This is a genomic window from Pseudidiomarina aquimaris, from assembly GCF_003987395.1.
GTDB lineage: Bacteria > Pseudomonadota > Gammaproteobacteria > Enterobacterales > Alteromonadaceae > Pseudidiomarina > Pseudidiomarina aquimaris.
The window spans coordinates 433,684-449,627 of sequence record NZ_PIPT01000001.1 but is presented as its reverse complement, the minus strand read 5'-3'; the positions used below and the strand labels follow the sequence as shown (position 1 = coordinate 449,627).

General features: G+C 50.5%; 17 protein-coding genes. 14 read left to right on the top strand and 3 right to left on the bottom strand.

What is annotated here, in order from left to right:
* Positions 1-16 precede the first annotated feature (16 nt).
* Together eno and CWE21_RS02195 are read left to right on the top strand one after the other, a co-directional pair.
* Positions 17-1,312 (top strand): phosphopyruvate hydratase, encoded by a 1,296-nt coding sequence (gene eno / locus CWE21_RS02200; protein WP_126832713.1) that lies wholly within the window; start codon positions 17-19, stop codon positions 1,310-1,312.
* Between the two features lie 18 nt (positions 1,313-1,330).
* Positions 1,331-1,966 carry a hypothetical protein gene (locus CWE21_RS02195; protein WP_126832711.1) on the top strand — a complete coding sequence of 212 codons (636 nt, stop codon included), beginning with the start codon at positions 1,331-1,333 and terminating at the stop codon, positions 1,964-1,966.
* On the opposite strand, the gene CWE21_RS02190 is transcribed toward CWE21_RS02195, so the two are convergent.
* The gene (locus CWE21_RS02190) at positions 1,941-2,666 is read right to left on the bottom strand and encodes a sulfite exporter TauE/SafE family protein (RefSeq protein WP_126832709.1); all 726 of its coding nucleotides are present in this window, start codon (positions 2,664-2,666) and stop codon (positions 1,941-1,943) included. The two genes, CWE21_RS02195 and CWE21_RS02190, sit on opposite strands and share 26 nt — an antisense overlap.
* A 73-nt stretch (positions 2,667-2,739) precedes the next feature.
* Here CWE21_RS02190 and ftsB point away from each other — a divergent pair, with 73 nt between their 5' ends.
* From ftsB to rpoS, 9 genes are read left to right on the top strand one after another with little or no spacing between them, the layout of a single operon-like run.
* Entirely contained in the window at positions 2,740-3,039 is a 300-nt protein-coding gene (ftsB, locus tag CWE21_RS02185) for a cell division protein FtsB (protein WP_126832707.1), read from the top strand.
* On the top strand, positions 3,026-3,730 hold the full coding sequence (gene ispD / locus CWE21_RS02180) for a 2-C-methyl-D-erythritol 4-phosphate cytidylyltransferase (protein WP_126832705.1): 705 nt from the start codon (positions 3,026-3,028) through the stop codon (positions 3,728-3,730). The genes ftsB and ispD overlap by 14 nt, the downstream gene beginning before the upstream one ends.
* Before the next feature lie 2 nt (positions 3,731-3,732).
* On the top strand, positions 3,733-4,215 hold the full coding sequence (ispF, locus tag CWE21_RS02175; RefSeq protein ID WP_126832703.1) for a 2-C-methyl-D-erythritol 2,4-cyclodiphosphate synthase: 483 nt from the start codon (positions 3,733-3,735) through the stop codon (positions 4,213-4,215).
* Positions 4,208-5,266, top strand: coding sequence for a tRNA pseudouridine(13) synthase TruD (gene truD / locus CWE21_RS02170; protein ID WP_126832701.1), 1,059 nt, complete (start codon positions 4,208-4,210; stop codon positions 5,264-5,266). Before ispF ends, truD begins: the two co-directional genes overlap by 8 nt.
* The gene (gene surE, locus CWE21_RS02165; protein ID WP_126832699.1) at positions 5,263-6,024 is read left to right on the top strand and encodes a 5'/3'-nucleotidase SurE; all 762 of its coding nucleotides are present in this window, start codon (positions 5,263-5,265) and stop codon (positions 6,022-6,024) included. The genes truD and surE overlap by 4 nt, the downstream gene beginning before the upstream one ends.
* Before the next feature lie 18 nt (positions 6,025-6,042).
* On the top strand, positions 6,043-6,678 hold the full coding sequence (locus tag CWE21_RS02160) for a protein-L-isoaspartate(D-aspartate) O-methyltransferase (protein ID WP_126832697.1): 636 nt from the start codon (positions 6,043-6,045) through the stop codon (positions 6,676-6,678).
* Positions 6,675-7,253 (top strand): YqaA family protein, encoded by a 579-nt coding sequence (locus CWE21_RS02155; protein ID WP_126832695.1) that lies wholly within the window; start codon positions 6,675-6,677, stop codon positions 7,251-7,253. The genes CWE21_RS02160 and CWE21_RS02155 overlap by 4 nt, the downstream gene beginning before the upstream one ends.
* Positions 7,237-8,079 (top strand): peptidoglycan DD-metalloendopeptidase family protein, encoded by an 843-nt coding sequence (locus tag CWE21_RS02150; RefSeq protein WP_126832693.1) that lies wholly within the window; start codon positions 7,237-7,239, stop codon positions 8,077-8,079. Before CWE21_RS02155 ends, CWE21_RS02150 begins: the two co-directional genes overlap by 17 nt.
* A gap of 41 nt (positions 8,080-8,120) precedes the next feature.
* Complete coding sequence (rpoS, locus tag CWE21_RS02145; RefSeq protein WP_471869422.1) at positions 8,121-9,050, top strand: RNA polymerase sigma factor RpoS; 930 nt, start codon at positions 8,121-8,123, stop codon at positions 9,048-9,050.
* Here the strand turns inward: rpoS and mutS are convergent.
* Positions 9,019-11,628 (bottom strand): DNA mismatch repair protein MutS, encoded by a 2,610-nt coding sequence (gene mutS, locus CWE21_RS02140; protein WP_126832689.1) that lies wholly within the window; start codon positions 11,626-11,628, stop codon positions 9,019-9,021. The two genes, rpoS and mutS, sit on opposite strands and share 32 nt — an antisense overlap.
* 50 nt (positions 11,629-11,678) lie before the next feature.
* Between mutS and CWE21_RS02135 the strand changes: the two genes are divergently transcribed.
* The 3 genes from CWE21_RS02135 to CWE21_RS02125 are packed head-to-tail and all read left to right on the top strand — an operon-like array spanning position 11,679 to position 14,333.
* Positions 11,679-12,161 carry a CinA family protein gene (locus CWE21_RS02135; protein ID WP_126832687.1) on the top strand — a complete coding sequence of 161 codons (483 nt, stop codon included), beginning with the start codon at positions 11,679-11,681 and terminating at the stop codon, positions 12,159-12,161.
* 58 nt (positions 12,162-12,219) lie between these two features.
* On the top strand, positions 12,220-13,278 hold the full coding sequence (gene recA / locus CWE21_RS02130) for a recombinase RecA (RefSeq protein WP_126832685.1): 1,059 nt from the start codon (positions 12,220-12,222) through the stop codon (positions 13,276-13,278).
* Between the two features lie 20 nt (positions 13,279-13,298).
* Positions 13,299-14,333, top strand: coding sequence for a patatin-like phospholipase family protein (locus tag CWE21_RS02125; protein ID WP_126832683.1), 1,035 nt, complete (start codon positions 13,299-13,301; stop codon positions 14,331-14,333).
* A gap of 84 nt (positions 14,334-14,417) precedes the next feature.
* Here the strand turns inward: CWE21_RS02125 and putP are convergent, their stop codons facing one another.
* Positions 14,418-15,941 carry a sodium/proline symporter PutP gene (gene putP, locus CWE21_RS02120; protein ID WP_126832681.1) on the bottom strand — a complete coding sequence of 508 codons (1,524 nt, stop codon included), beginning with the start codon at positions 15,939-15,941 and terminating at the stop codon, positions 14,418-14,420.
* Positions 15,942-15,944: the final 3 nt, after the last annotated feature.

Here is a 15,944-nt window from a genome sequence, read left to right as displayed (position 1 = left end):
GGAGAGAAGTTTTAGCATGGCAACGATTCAATCTATTGTCGCTCGCGAAATCATGGATTCGCGCGGTAATCCAACCATCGAAGTTGACGTTCACTTGAGCGATGGCCATTGGGGCCGCGCCGCAGCACCTAGCGGTGCTTCAACCGGTTCACGCGAAGCGCTTGAATTACGCGATGGTGACAAAAGTCGCTACTTAGGTAAGGGCGTATTACAAGCGGTAGCAAATGTGAATGAGCGTATTGCGCCGCAACTCCAAGGCGTTGCAGCTGCAGACCAAAGCAAAGTCGATAACATCATGCTCGAGCTGGATGCGACTGAGAATAAAGCGAGTTTGGGTGCGAATGCGATTTTGGCGGTTTCACTGGCGAACGCCAAAGCGGCCGCAGCGAGTGCTGGCGTACCATTGTACGCACACATTGCACAGTTGAATGGTACTGCTGGTCAATTTAGCATGCCACTGCCGATGATGAACATCTTGAACGGTGGTGAGCACGCCGATAATAACGTGGATATTCAAGAGTTTATGATTCAGCCAGTCGGTGCGCCTAATTTCCGTGAAGGCTTGCGCATGGGTGCGGAAGTATTCCACGCGTTGAAGAAAGTGCTGCAGGATCGTGGCCTGAGCACCGCCGTGGGTGATGAGGGTGGTTTTGCGCCCAACTTGAGCTCAAACGAAGAAGCTTTAGCAGTGATCGTTGAAGCGGTAGAGAAAGCGGGTTACCGGATGGGCGATGACATTACGCTTGCACTCGATTGTGCGGCGTCTGAGTTCTACCGCGACGGCAAATACCACTTGGCAGGTGAGGGCAAGTCATTCACCGCCGCTGAGTTTGCTGAATACCTCGCAGGTTTGTGTGAGCGCTATCCTATCATCTCGATCGAAGATGGCCTTGATGAAAGCGACTGGGAAGGTTGGAAAGTCTTGACCGATCGCTTAGGTGATAAGGTGCAGCTGGTCGGTGATGATTTGTTCGTAACCAATACCAAGATTTTGAAGCGTGGTATTGACGAAGGCATCGGCAATTCGATTTTGATCAAGTTCAATCAAATCGGCAGCCTGAGTGAGACCTTGGCGGCGATTCGTATGGCCAATGAAGCCGGTTTTACCGCTGTCATCTCACACCGTTCAGGTGAAACTGAAGATGCGACCATTGCTGACTTGGCTGTGGGTACAGCTGCTGGTCAAATTAAGACCGGGTCGCTCTGTCGCTCAGACCGTGTTGCCAAGTACAATCAGCTGTTGCGCATTGAGCAAGAGCTAGATGGCAACGCACCGTATCGTGGTCGTGCAGAAGTGCGGGCGGCTGAGTAAGCGATTGGTGCTGACACTGTGAGCGAACAACGCGATATATTCGAGGTTGTTGAACAGCGACCGGGCTATGATCCGGTCGCGTTCCCTGAGCTCTGCACGGCACTCTATGAACGTGAACTAGCCGTTTTGGCACAAATTCAGGTGCATTCCGCAAACGGTTTGCAACGGCGGTTACGAAGTTTAAGCTATTACGTCCGTACTGCCGGCCGGGCGATGCTCAGCTGTGGTTGTCCATGCGATTTAGATGTGCAAAATGCCAGTTGGCAATCACCGCAAAAAGCTAAGTTAAAAAGTACTGCAACGCGCGGCACGAAACTCGAGAAATGGTTGCAGGATAAAAACCTCCCCTTAGGTACAACGGTACCGATCCTTAATTTGAATCCTCATCTGCAACAAGTCCGACTTGATTCAATCGACCGTATCGATCGCGAGCAAGGTCGAGTGCATTGCAACGAGTTCGGTTGGTTCTTATTTACCGGCGAGAGTTGTGAGAGCGAAGGCGACCATTTACTCCTGGCAAAGCCGGAGCTTGCTTGGCTTAAACCTGCTGTGTGTGGACATCAGTGGTCGCATAAAGGCCGTACGGATCCGCGCACCTTATCACTGCGTGAGTTGCTGTTAGCGACGGCTATTGACTGGCAACGTTTGCGATAACCATCACTCCTGCGCCAATAACGAGAATCAACGTTAAACGGCGAAATGCTCGTTCTGAAAGCTTACCACTGAGTCGATGTCCGCCATAGGCACCGAGTAAAGCTCCTAGCGTCAATACCGCTAAAGCTATGGTATCGATAGTTGCATAGCGGCCTTGCAGACCGAAAGAAATCACATTGGTAAGGCCAAGCGCCAGAAAAAACACCGCCAAGGTTGCGCGAAATTCGCTCCGCCCCAAACGGTTAGCGGTCAAAAACAGCACGACCGGCGGTCCACCGAGCGTCAAAGCTCCGTTCGCAAAGCCGGAAAGCAGACCTACTCCAGTTTGTTGGGGGGCTCGTGCGGCTAGCTTGAGTTGTACGCCAAACCAAAACAACAGTCCGGCACTGATGACAAAGACCGCCATGCCGAGTTGCAGCGTGGTCAGTGGCAAATGAGCGAGGGCGTAGTTGCCCATTAATGTGCCTATTACACCTGCAGCAAAGAGGACACTCCAGCGTTTGACGGCTAAATAGTGGCGTAGCAACCATGCTAAATACACTGCCAAAGCGACATTAATAAGTGACAGCATTGGGGTTAACATCGTAATAGGCAGCAGTAAACTTAGCAGTGGTACGGCAATCAAGCCTGAGCCAAAACCGGTAATTCCTTGTAAAAAGGCTCCCGCAAACATAATCAATGCGATAAGGTAGTAGTCCATGATAGCCTGTAAATACTTGGTTCGACGCTAAAGAAAGGTATACTTAGCACAATCATACCATGTGAGGGTGGCGATGCGTCTGTTAAAAGTCTTTCTGTTAGTGCTACTGGTCGCACTGCAATACCGACTCTGGTTTGGCAAAAATAGCCTACCGGAGTACTGGCATTTGCAAGAAGATGTGGCGCGACAAGAGCAGACCAATCAGAAGCTACGCCAGCGTAATCAAGTTCTTATCGCTGATATCGAGGACTTGCGTGAGGGCGAAGTCGCGTTGGAAGAACGCGCCCGCAATGAATTGGGGCTGATTAAGCAAGACGAAACCTTTTTCCGATTGATTCCGAATAAACAATCCACAACTTATGAGCCAGAATAATAGCGTTGCAGCGGTTGTTCCTGCTGCCGGAGTAGGGCAACGCATGCAAAGTGCGCAACCGAAGCAGTATTTAAGGTTAGCGGGTACCACAGTGCTCGAACAGACCGTGAAAGCTTTACTCCAAGACCCACGCATCGCGCACATTTTTATTGCGACCAGTGCGACTGATCCCTATTTTCCACAACTCAGTTTTAGCAGCGAGCGCCCGATCACCCGGGTCGATGGCGGCGCTACGCGAGCAGCATCGGTGCAAAGCGGCGTTGCTGCTGCGCATGCTGCCGGCTTTGAATGGGTCGCTGTGCATGATGCGGCACGACCCTGTTTAACGGCACAAGAGCTAACGACGGTGCTTGATGAAGCCTTATTGGATGAAGTCGGCGCCTTACTTGCACTGCCGGTGGCAGATACGCTAAAGCGCGAGGGGGCGAATTCAAGAGTTCAGACTTCGGTCGCACGTGATCATTTATGGCAAGCGCTAACACCGCAAGTGTTCCGCAGTGAAGCGCTGTTAAAGGGCTTCGCTCAACTTGGCGTGGACAATCCACAGCTTACCGATGAAGCTTCAGTGCTTGAAGCTCTCGGGCAACAGCCAAAACTGGTGCAGGGTAGACGCAGTAATATCAAAATCACCTTACCTGGTGATGAACAACTTGCGCAGTTGTGGCTGACCGAAAATCATAGAAAGGAGTAAGAATGCGAATTGGGCATGGCTACGATGTACATAAATTTGGTAGTACAAAACCGTTATTGCTTGGCGCTGTCGAAGTGCCGTATGAGCAGGGACTGCTTGCCCACTCAGATGGCGATGTGGTGCTACATGCTATTACCGACGCAGTGCTCGGTGCCCTAGGAAAAGGTGATATTGGTCATCACTTCCCTGATACCGACGAGCGCTACGCGGGTGCCGATAGCGCCGAGCTGTTGGCGCACGTTGTGCAGATGGCCGCGCAAGAAGGGTACCGTCTTGGCAATCTTGATGTCACGGTCATTGCGCAAGCACCTAAACTCGCACCGTACATAAGTAGTATGCGAGAGCGTATAGCAACGGTGCTACGAGCCAATGTGAATCGTGTCAATGTCAAAGCCACGACCACAGAAAAGTTAGGTTTCGTTGGCCGCAAAGAGGGGATTGCTTGTCATGCGGTGGTGCTGATGCAGGAGATGCCTCTTGATTAAGCCGGATTTGGATGCCTTGAGTTACCTCCACGGTAGCCCACAGGTATCAGGTAGTTACAAGCAGCAGCCGAGTGACTTTCAAGTCACAGAATTACTCGAGGTAGAAGCCGACGAGCAGGGTGAACATCAGTGGCTGTGGGTGTATAAAAAAGGTGCGAATACCACCTTTGTGGCACGGCAGTTGGCTGACTTTGCGGGCGTGAGCGAACGCGACGTGAGTTATTCCGGGCTTAAAGATCGGCACGCAGAAACCTGGCAGTGGTTCTCCGTGCAACTGCCGGGAAAAGAGATGCTGGCGTGGCAACAGCTGGAGCATCCCGAGTTTCGAATCGAGCGCGCGATTCGGCGGGCGAAAAAACTGAAAATGGGCCTCCATAGCGGTAATGCTTTTCGTTTGCGCATACGCAACGTCGATGATGTCGAGGCTCTGGTGGAACGCTGGCAGCAGCTGGTTGAAGGCGGCGTGCCAAATTACTTTGGTGAGCAGCGCTTTGGTCGTGAAGGACAGAATCTAACGAAAGCCAGTGCTTGGTTAAGCGGCGAAATAAGTAATAAAAAAGCCAAAAAGTGGAGCCGCCAGCAACAAGGTATGTTGTTATCGAGCGTACGCTCCTACCTATTTAATGAATTACTCAGTCGACGGATTCGTGAGCAACGCTTGCAGCCTGAATTAGGTGATTTTATGTTGCTAAGTGGTAGTCGCTCGTTTTTCCAAGTTGAGGCGCTCGATGCTACACTGCTGGAGCGTTGGCAGAGCGGTGATATCAAGTTGTCCGGACCCTTAGCTGGCGGCTATCGCGAGCCTTGGCAGGAACATTTGAGCCCGTTTGAACATGAGGTACTGCAGGACTATGCGTCATTGCTTGATGGGTTGCGACAAAAGCGTGTTGACCTTGCACGCCGTGCGCTGCTGCTCGAGCTTGAAAACCCGCAGTTGGAACGTGTCGACGCAGCGACCGTTGATGTCACCTTTAGTCTGCCGAAAGGTAGCTTTGCTACCAGTGTGTTGCGCGAATTAATGCAAGATGTAACAGAGGAACCAGCCGAATGATGAAATTATTAGTGAGCAATGACGATGGTGTACACGCACCGGGTATTGCCGCGCTCTATGATGCTTTGAATGAAATTGCGCAAGTTCGCGTGATCGCACCGGATCGTAACTGCAGCGGGGCAAGTAACTCGTTAACCCTGCACAATCCGCTGCGCGTCCAGAAGCTAGATAATGGCTTTTTCTCACTTAATGGTACGCCGACAGACTGTGTTCATTTAGGTACTAACTCGCCACTAGCAGACGATGTCGATTTGGTGGTTTCCGGTATCAATGATGGCCCCAATATGGGCGATGATGTACTTTATTCAGGGACTGTAGCGGCGGCAATGGAAGGGCGCTACATGGGCTTGCCTTCGATTGCTGTATCGATGGGTGACCGCACGCATGACTATTACGAAACGGCAGCCCGCGTGGTTGCAGATATCGTTAGTAAAATGGCTGATAAGCCGCTGCGCTTGGACACTATTCTTAATATTAATGTACCAGCGGTGCCCTACGAAGAACTAAAAGGCATTAAAATAACGCGCCTCGGTCGTCGCCATCGAGCGGAAACTATGGTGGAGTCGAGCGATCCCTTTGGTCGTAAAATTTATTGGTATGGTCCAATCGGCGGACATCAAGATGACGGCGAAGATACTGATTTTTATGCGGTACGTGAAGGTTATGTATCGATCACGCCGATAAGCCTTGATATGACTGCAAGAGTTCATCAAGATACCCTTGCAAGTTGGCTGGAAGAAACGAAAGACTCATTATAACAACAAGAACTCACAACGATGATTCAAAATTTTCAGGGAATGGCAAAGCGTCTCGTGGCTTTGCTGCGCGAGCAGGGCATCAGTAACGAGCAGGTATTGCAGGTCATTGCCGACACCCCGCGTCATCTCTTTATGCCCGAATCCCTTGCGCATAAGGCCTACGAGAACACGGCATTGCCAATCGGTAAAGGGCAGACCATTTCCCAGCCGCTGATGGTCGCGTCAATGACACAACTTTTGATGCAGCACCATTGTCATAACGTGTTAGAGATCGGAACCGGTAGTGGCTATCAAACGGCGATCTTGGCGCAGCTGGTCGATAAAGTCTTCTCCGTTGAACGCATTGCTGAATTGCAATATCAAGCAAAACGCCGGTTGAAAAAGCTCGATTTGCATAATGTCAGTATGCGCCATGGTGATGGCTGGCAGGGTTGGCAAAGTAAAGCGCCTTTTGATGGCATTATCGTGACTGCCGCCGCGAGTGATATTCCGCATGCGCTAATGGAGCAATTAGCTGACGGTGGGGTCATGATTATCCCTGTCGGTGGTATTAAACAACGGTTAGTCGTGATTCGTCGATTTGGCGATGATTATGAACATAAGCAATTGGGTGACGTGAAGTTTGTACCGCTCGTACCAGGAAGTCTTGCATGAAGTTATTTAGCAGTCTTTATGACCGCGTGCTGCAATGGTCGCAGCATCGCCGCGCCCCGGCTATCCTTGCCGGTTTGAGTTTTTCTGAGTCGGTCATTTTCCCAATCCCACCGGATGTGATGCTAGCACCGATGGCCATGACGCAACCGCAACGGGCGTGGTTTTTTGCGTTTTTAACGACGCTGGCTTCAGTGCTAGGTGGTATTGCCGGCTATTGGTTAGGCTACTTCGCATTCGAACCATGGGTGCTACCGTTGATCGAGTGGGCTGGCTATCAAGATAAGTTAGCCACGGTTACCAACTGGTTCCAAGAATACGGTTTTTGGATTATTTTCATCGCTGGCTTTTCACCCTTGCCTTACAAACTTTTTACCGTGAGTGGCGGCATGTTGCAGGTGATGTTTATTCCATTTGTGTTAGGCTCGTTGATAAGTCGTGGTCTGCGCTTTTATTTAGTGGCGTGGCTTTTAAAAACAGGAGGCCCAACCATGGCCCTGAAGCTGAGAACCTACGTGGATAGGATTGGCTGGGCGATGGTGATTATTGCCGGAATTGCCTATGTATGGACGCGCTAGCTTAGTTCTCAGTCTGTTTTGTGTGTTGCTGATTGCCGGTTGTGCGCAGCGGCAACAGCCTGCGCCGGTGGAAAAAGTCTACCAGGGGCGCAGCATTTATGATTACGAAGCCAATAGCCTAGCCGGCAGTACCTATCAGGTTCAAAAAGGGGATACCCTTTATTCAATTGCCTTCCGTGCGAACATCGATGTGCGCGCGTTGGCACGGCTGAATGACTTAGGTGAACCCTACACAATTTACCCTGGTCAGCGACTCACCTTGCGTGCAGCCGCACGACCGACGCAAAAAACACAACCTACCACTACGTCAAAGCGAATAGATTCGCCACAAAGCGTTGATAAGACTCAAAAGAAAGAGTATGTTGAAGACAAAAGTAAAGAAAAGGTTACGAATTCGCCAGCTCAACCAAGGCCAACAATAAAGCGTGAAGTCTTTCCAAGTAGTAATGACATCGCGTGGCGTTGGCCGACAGGGAACTCGGTAATTAGAGAGTTCACCGCAGCAGTAACAGGCCCTAAGGGGATCGACTTTGCCGGTAAAAAAGGTGACATCGTAAGGGCCGCTGCAGCCGGAAAAGTGGTTTATGCTGGTAATGCGCTAAAAGGATATGGAAATTTAATTATCCTGAAACATAACGATGATTATATAACTGCGTACGCCCACAATGATAAGCTTTTAATAAAAGAACAACAGTGGGTCAGCGCAGGGGATGCCATTGCCGAAATGGGTAATTCTGACGCCGAACGGGTGAAGCTGCATTTTGAAGTTCGCTACCGAGGTAAGTCAGTCAATCCACGGCATTATTTACCACGGGGGTCACAATGAGTCGACGCAATGAGGTGGAAGACATCGAAGAACAAGAAGTGATGTCGGAAATGGAAAAGTCTGCGGCCACTGATAGTAATGACGATGACAGTGAATTTGAAGAAATCATTGCCAATCGTGCAACCTATCAGAAGAAAATGGATGCTACGCAACTTTACCTTGGCGAAATTGGCTTTTCGCCATTGCTGACTGCTGAGGAAGAAGTTCATTTTTCCCGTCTCGCCCGCAAAGGCGACAAGGCCGCTCGTTGTCGCATGATTGAGAGTAACTTGCGCTTAGTAGTAAAAATTGCGCGACGTTACACGAACCGTGGCTTACCCCTGTTAGACCTCGTCGAAGAAGGTAACCTTGGTCTCATTCGCGCGGTGGAAAAGTTTGACCCTGAACGCGGTTTTCGCTTTTCGACTTATGCAACTTGGTGGATTCGGCAAACCATCGAACGCGCCATCATGAATCAAACCCGAACCATACGCCTACCCATCCATGTGGTGAAAGAGCTGAACAGCTATTTGCGTGCTTCACGTGAGCTCGCTCACAAGCTTGATCATGAACCCACCGCTGAAGATATCGCCGAACAACTCGATGTTTCAGTGGCTGATGTAAGTCGTATGCTACGCCTGAATGAACGTATCGCTTCCGTCGACACGCCACTGGGGGGTGATAACGATAAAGCCTTAGTGGATTTGCTCACCGACGAAAATGATCATGGTCCTGAAGGAGTTATGCAAGACGATGATCTGAAAGAGCATATTGTTGAATGGTTGGCGAGTTTAAACACCAAACAACGCGAAGTTTTGGCGCGGCGTTTCGGTTTAATGGGCTATGAACCTGCAACTTTGGAAGATGTCGGGCGTGAGATTGGTCTCACCCGCGAACGCGTGAGACAAATCCAAGTTGAGGCCTTACGTCGCTTGCGCGATATGCTACGCCAACAGGGGCTTAGTCTCGACGCTTTGTTCCAGTACGACTAAGTTGTTGCTGCCAACGCGCGAGCCATTGCAACGCTTCAAGCGGCGTCATACCGTTTACCTCTAAGGTTTCCAATTCTTTTACCATCGGATGCTCCACCGGCGCCGGTGGTGCTGTTTGCGTCTCTAACGACAAAACCTGTTGCTTTGACTGAGCTTGTTCAGGTGCTTGTTCGAGTTCATACAAAACTTGTTTGGCGCGTTGCAATACCGGAAGTGGAAGCCCCGCAAGCTGCGCAACTTGCACGCCGAAACTACGATTTGCTGCCCCCTCACTTACGCGATGCTCGAAAACAATGGTGTCATCATGCTCGCTGGCTTCAACATGGACATTTTTGCATCCCGGTAATTGGGCAATACTCTGAGTGAGTTCAAAATAGTGCGTTGCAAAGAGCGTTAATGCGCGATTTTGCTGCAATAACGCTTCGGCACATGCCCATGCCAATGCTAAGCCGTCATAGGTTGACGTGCCGCGGCCAATTTCATCCATCAACACCAAACTTTGCGGGCTGGCATTGTGCAGAATGGTCGCTGCTTCGGTCATCTCAACCATAAAGGTTGAACGCCCTGAAGCGAGGTCATCAGAGGCACCGATGCGAGTGAAAATGCGGTCGATGGGGCCCAACTCGGCCGCAGCGGCAGGGACAAAACTGCCGCAATAAGCTAAGACAGCAATCAAAGCTGTTTGTCGCATATAGGTCGATTTACCGCCCATATTAGGTCCAGTGATGAGCAACATGAAATGTTGTTCGTCCAGCGCAACATCATTAGCAATGAAGGGCGCTTCGAGTTGCGCTTCAATCACTGGATGACGCGCTGCTTGTAAATGGAGACCGCGTGTGGTCGTGAGGCTTGGGCGGCAATAATTTTGCCGTAAGGCTTGCTTGGCGAAGCTGTGCAAGACATCTATTTCGGCCACGGCGCGGGCGTTGACTTGCAACGCCTGTAAATGCTCTGCGGCCTCGTTAAGTAAGGCATCGTAGAGCCACTTCTCGCGCGCCAAAGCACGCGATTGAGCTTGCAGTACCTTGTCTTCGTAGGTTTTAAGCTCAGGAATAATATAGCGTTCGGCGTTCTTCAATGTTTGCCGGCGCTGGTAATCCGCTGGGATTTGTGCAGCCGCCGCGCGGCTCGCTTCAAGGTAATAGCCATGAACCTTGTTGTAACCAACTTTCAGCGTCTGAATGCCAGTGCGCTCACGTTCACGGGTCTCAATTTGTTTTAAGAAATCTGTTGCACCCGCTGCGAGGGCCCTTTGTTCATCTAACTCTTCATCAAATCCGTCGGCGAGGACGCCACCATCGCGAATAAGTTGCGGAGGCGCTTCGACGAGTGCTGCCTCGAGGGTCTGTCGGAGTTCCGGGAGTTCAGCAAGCTGCTCGCGCCATAGTGTTAACGCTGCGAGGCTGCTTAGTTCTCGTTTTAAATCAGGAATGGCCTGCAGTGCGCTACGTAACCGTGTCAGATCTCGCGGCCGCGCGCTACGTAACGCGATGCGGGACAAAATACGCTCCAGATCGCCAATTTCGCGTAGGTGTTTCCGAATTGCGTCTAAATCGTGTTCCTGCAAGGCGGCGACGGCATCATAGCGACATTCTAGGGTTTGCGTGTTGCGGATAGGGCGTTGTAACCAGCGCCGTAACAGCCGCGCACCCATTGCCGTAGCAGTGCAATTAATGGTACTGAAAAGTGAGACTGTACCGCCGCTGAGCGCCCCGACAAGTTCTAAGTTGCGTTGGGTTGCGGCATCCATCTGTACGGCATCAGAGCTTTGTTCAGCGTGAATGGCTTGGATATGCGGTAGCGCGGCTCGCTGTGTTAGCTTCACATAATTAAGGAGCGCCCCAGCTGCGCCTAAAGCTGCCTTTAAATGGCTGACACCGAAACCATCTAAGTGTTGTACGTTGAACTGGCGGCACAGGAGTGCGTTTGCGCTATCACTGGCAAACTCCCAATCTGGTCGGGCGCGACGCGCTTCACAAGGATGCCATGCGGTTTGCCACGAAACAGTATCAGGATAAAGCAATTCGGCTGGGTTTAGGCGCTGCAATTCCGCCTGCAGACTGGCTTCATGGCTGACTTCGCTGACACTAAATCGACCACTGGCGAGATCAAGACTGGCGATGCCAAAAAGGCTTTGTTCAGTTGCTTGTTGCGGATAGACCGCCACCAGTAAATTTTCGCTACTTTCATTGAGCAGTGCTTCATCGGTGACGGTACCTGGGGTCAATACCCGCACAACTTTGCGTTCGACGGGTCCTTTACTGGTTGCTGGATCACCCACTTGTTCGCAAATGGCGACCGACTCACCTAATTGTAGTAAACGTGCTAGATAATTTTCCGCAGCATGATAGGGCACACCCGCCATTGGGATGGGCTTGCCGTTACTGGCACCACGTTGCGTGAGCGAGATATCGAGCAGCTCGGCCGCTTTTTGCGCATCTTGGTAGAACAATTCGTAAAAATCGCCCATGCGATAGAATAAAAGCGTGTCAGCGTGTTCCGCTTTGATCCGCAAGTATTGTTGCATCATGGGTGTATGCGCAGAAAAATCAGTGCTAGGAGTTGTCGCTTTCGGCATGCCTGTTATTATCCGTAGTAGCGTTATTTTATGAAGGTGCCAATGGCAAAATGGTAACACAATTACATTATGATCTGGCAGTAGAAATCGGTGCTTGGTTACAACAGCGCAACTGGCGTATTGCCACAGCAGAATCCTGCACCGCCGGCGGAATCGGTTATGCTTTAAGTGCCGTGGCCGGAAGTTCAGCGTGGCTTGAGGGAGGCTTTATTACCTACAGTAACGCGTTAAAGGAACAGGTGTTAGGCGTGCCAAGTGAGGTGCTTCGAGAACACGGTGCTGTCTCGGCGGCGACCGCAGAGGCGATGGCGGTTGGCGCCCGCAAACAAGCGGGTACTGAATTAGCCATCGCAGTTACCGGGGTCGCGGGACCTAGCGGTGGCACAGCGGAAAAACCGGTCGGGCTGGTCTGGTTTGGGCTTGCTTGGCCGCATGGTCAGCTTAGCTGGAAGTGTCACTTCCCTGGCGATCGAGCGGCGGTGAGAGAGGCTACAATCAGTGAAGCATTGCGGTGCTATGAAAAAATTTCTTGATACTGTATAAAAATACAGTATACTCAATTTTAACGCATTCAATAGAACGGACATTACCATGAGCAATGATAAACAGAAAGCACTTGACGCGGCACTTAGCCAAATCGAACGTCAATTCGGTAAAGGCTCAATTATGCGCTTGGGCGACAACCAAGCGATGGATATTGAGTCAGTTCCAACCGGCTCGTTAAGTCTCGATATCGCTTTAGGTATCGGCGGTTTGCCTTTCGGTCGCGTGGTTGAGATTTACGGACCTGAATCGAGTGGTAAAACAACGCTGACACTGCAAGTTATTGCTGAAGCACAAAAGATGGGTAAAACCTGTGCGTTCGTTGATGCTGAACACGCACTTGATCCTGTCTATGCTGAGAAGCTTGGTGTGAACGTCGATGAACTCCTCGTGTCACAGCCAGATACAGGTGAACAAGCACTCGAGATCTGTGACATGTTGGTACGCTCGGCGGCGGTAGATGTGGTGATTGTCGACTCCGTTGCGGCGCTTACACCGAAAGCTGAAATTGAAGGTGAGATGGGTGATAGCCACGTTGGACTCCAAGCGCGTTTGATGTCACAAGCTTTGCGTAAGCTAACTGCAAACATCAAGAAATCGAACAGCTTGTGTATCTTCATCAACCAAATCCGAATGAAAATTGGCGTAATGTTCGGTAACCCAGAAACGACCACAGGTGGTAATGCGCTGAAATTTTACTCGTCTGTGCGCTTGGATATCCGTCGCACCGGCGCGGTGAAAGAGGGTGATGAAGTGGTTGGTAATGAAACCCGTGTTAAAGTAGTGAAGAACAAAGTTGCTCCACCATTTAAGCAAGCTGAGTTCCAAATCATGTACGGTGCTGGTATCTCCAAAGAAGGCGAGCTTATCGACCTCGGCGTGAAGCAGAAGATTGTTGATAAAGCAGGCGCCTGGTACAGCTACAACGGTGATAAGATTGGCCAAGGTAAGGCTAATGCGATGAAGTTCTTAATGGAACATAAGGCTATCGCTGAAGACATCGAGAAACGCTTACGTGAACAGCTGCTAGCGAAGCCTGTTAAAGGCGGTGAAGCAGCGAAAGGCGATAGTAAAGATGCTGAATTAGCGGACGATGATTTAGTTTAATTAAAAGGAATGTTTTTGCGATGAGTTATGTGAAAGTTGCTCTCGCACTAGGCTCTGGTGCAGCACGTGGCTGGTCCCATATAGGCGTTATCAAAGCGCTGCAAGAAATGGGCATCGAGGTCAATATGGTTGCAGGAACATCAATCGGCTCCCTTGTGGGGGCCGGTTTTGCTTCTGGACGTATCGATGAACTCGAAGAGTGGGTGCGGGATATGGGCCGTTGGCAGGTCTTTAATCTACTGGATTTTGGCTTTAGTCACGGCGGTATTATTCAGGGCGAAAAAGTTTTCAGTCATGCACGAGAGCGTTTTGGTTCAGTCAACATTGAAGACCTCGACATTGTCTATGGAGCCGTAGCAACGGACCTTTACACGGGGCGTGAAGTCTGGTTACGTGAAGGCGATATTTATCACGCTGCTCGCTCTTCGTGCGCGATGCCGGGCTTACTAGCTCCGACGGCCCAAAATGGTCGCTGGTTGGTTGATGGTGGCTTAGTGAACCCGGTTCCCGTGTCGCTTTGCCGGGCACTCGGTGCCGACTTTGTCATTGCAGTCCATCTGAACTCACAACTCAATGCTGCTGCAATTGAAGCGCGAGGTAAACACAAGCCTCCGCGTCCTGAACCACAAGCCGATATTCACGGCGTTTCCACCAAAGCGCATACGACAGCGGTGGATACCGGCCAAGCCAGCGAAAAGTCAGATTTAGCTAAACAACAGGAAAATCAGGATGAAGAAGGCTTCTTCAAAAACTTCCTGACCGCCAGCGGGCAATACTGGGACAATGTCGTCGATAAGTTCAGTGGTCCTTCCCATAAGGCGCCTGGTATGTTTGGTGTGATGGCGGGCGCTATCGATATCATGCAAGAACGGATTACTAAGGCGCGTATTGCAGGCGATCCGCCAGATATCCTAGTTCAACCTAAGTTGGGTCACATTGGCCTGTTAGAGTTTGAGCGGGGTAATGAAGCAATTGATATTGGCTACGAGACGACCATGCGGATGAAGGATTATATTCTGAGTGAGTTAGAACTCTATGCTGAGCGCCGTGGTTGATAGCTAAGTAAGTTTTGCTGAGATAAAAAAAGCCGCATTAATCGAATGCGGCTTTTTAGTTTCTCAGGAGGTCAAATCAGAGCATTAGTTTTGCTCAAGTTGACGTTCCATTTCATCAAAGGTGTCTTCGAGTTCTTTTGCAGGCTTAGCCGTTGCCAAACTCACCACGATGATGGCAAGTGTGCAAAGAATAAAGCCTGGAATGATTTCATAAACATAGGTACTGAGTGCTTCACCGTCGACCACAGGCGCGTAAATCCAGAAGAGGACGGTTGCCGCGCCGACGACCATGCCCGCAAGGGCACCGTGACGGTTCATACGTTTCCAGAACAAGCTTAGAATAATCACTGGACCAAATGCGGCACCAAAGCCTGCCCATGCATTTGCAACGAGACCTAGGATAGTGTTCTCAGGGTTCCAAGCGAGCGCGATTGCCACTAGTGAGACGATTAACACTGAAATTCGTCCCACGAGCACCAATTCTTTATCGCTTGCGTCACGGCGCAAGAAAGCTTTATAAAAGTCTTCAGTCAGTGAACTAGAGGTCACTAACAGCTGCGATGAAATGGTACTCATGATCGCTGCCAAGATTGCCGCAAGAAGGAAGCCAGCAATAAGCGGATGGAACAAGAACTGCGAGAAGATAATGAAAATTGTCTCTGCATCGTTCAGGGTCATCTTGGTTTCGGCAACATAGGCAATACCGACAAAACCAGTCACCATTGCGCCGATAATCGAAACTGTCATCCATGAGATGCCGATACGACGCGCCGCTTTGATATCTTTCACCGAGCGAATCGCCATAAAACGCACGATAATATGCGGCTGCCCGAAATAGCCTAGACCCCATGCTAGTAGCGAGATAATTCCCAAGAACGATAATTGATTCATGGTTGAATCAGCAATAGAGCCGTCGCGGAAATAATCGAGGAAGTCTGGGTTAATGGAGCGAACCTGGTCGGTCACAGAAGCCATACCGCCAAGGTCAAAAATCGCCACAATGGGGACTAACACCAGTGCGACAAACATAATACAACCTTGCACGAAGTCGGTCATACTGACTGCCAAGAACCCACCGAAGAGGGTGTACGCACAGACGACACCAGCGGTGACCCAGAGCCCTAAGCTGTAATCTAGACCAAATGCCGAGCTGGCGAAGAGCTTGCCACCTGCGACCAAGCTGGCTGATGTATAGAGGGTAAAGAAGATAATGATAACCACCGACGAAAACACACGCAGAAGACGCGCTTTGTCGTCAAAACGGTTGGCAAAATAATCAGGGATGGTAATCGAGTCGTTTGCGACCTCTGTATACATCCGTAGGCGTGGCGCTACGATGATATAGTTGAGGTAGGCACCTACGACCAAACCCACTGCGATCCAAAGCTGGGATACACCAGAAACATAAATCGCACCGGGTAAGCCCATAAGCATCCAACCGCTCATGTCTGATGCGCCCGCAGATAGGGCTGTTACACCTGGGCCTAAGCGTCGGCCACCGAGCATGTAACCTGAAACATCATCGGTCGATTTTTTATACGCGTACAGACCAATCCCCAGCATTGCTATGAAATAGAGCGCTAATGATATAAGCGTACCTGTTTCCAAAGC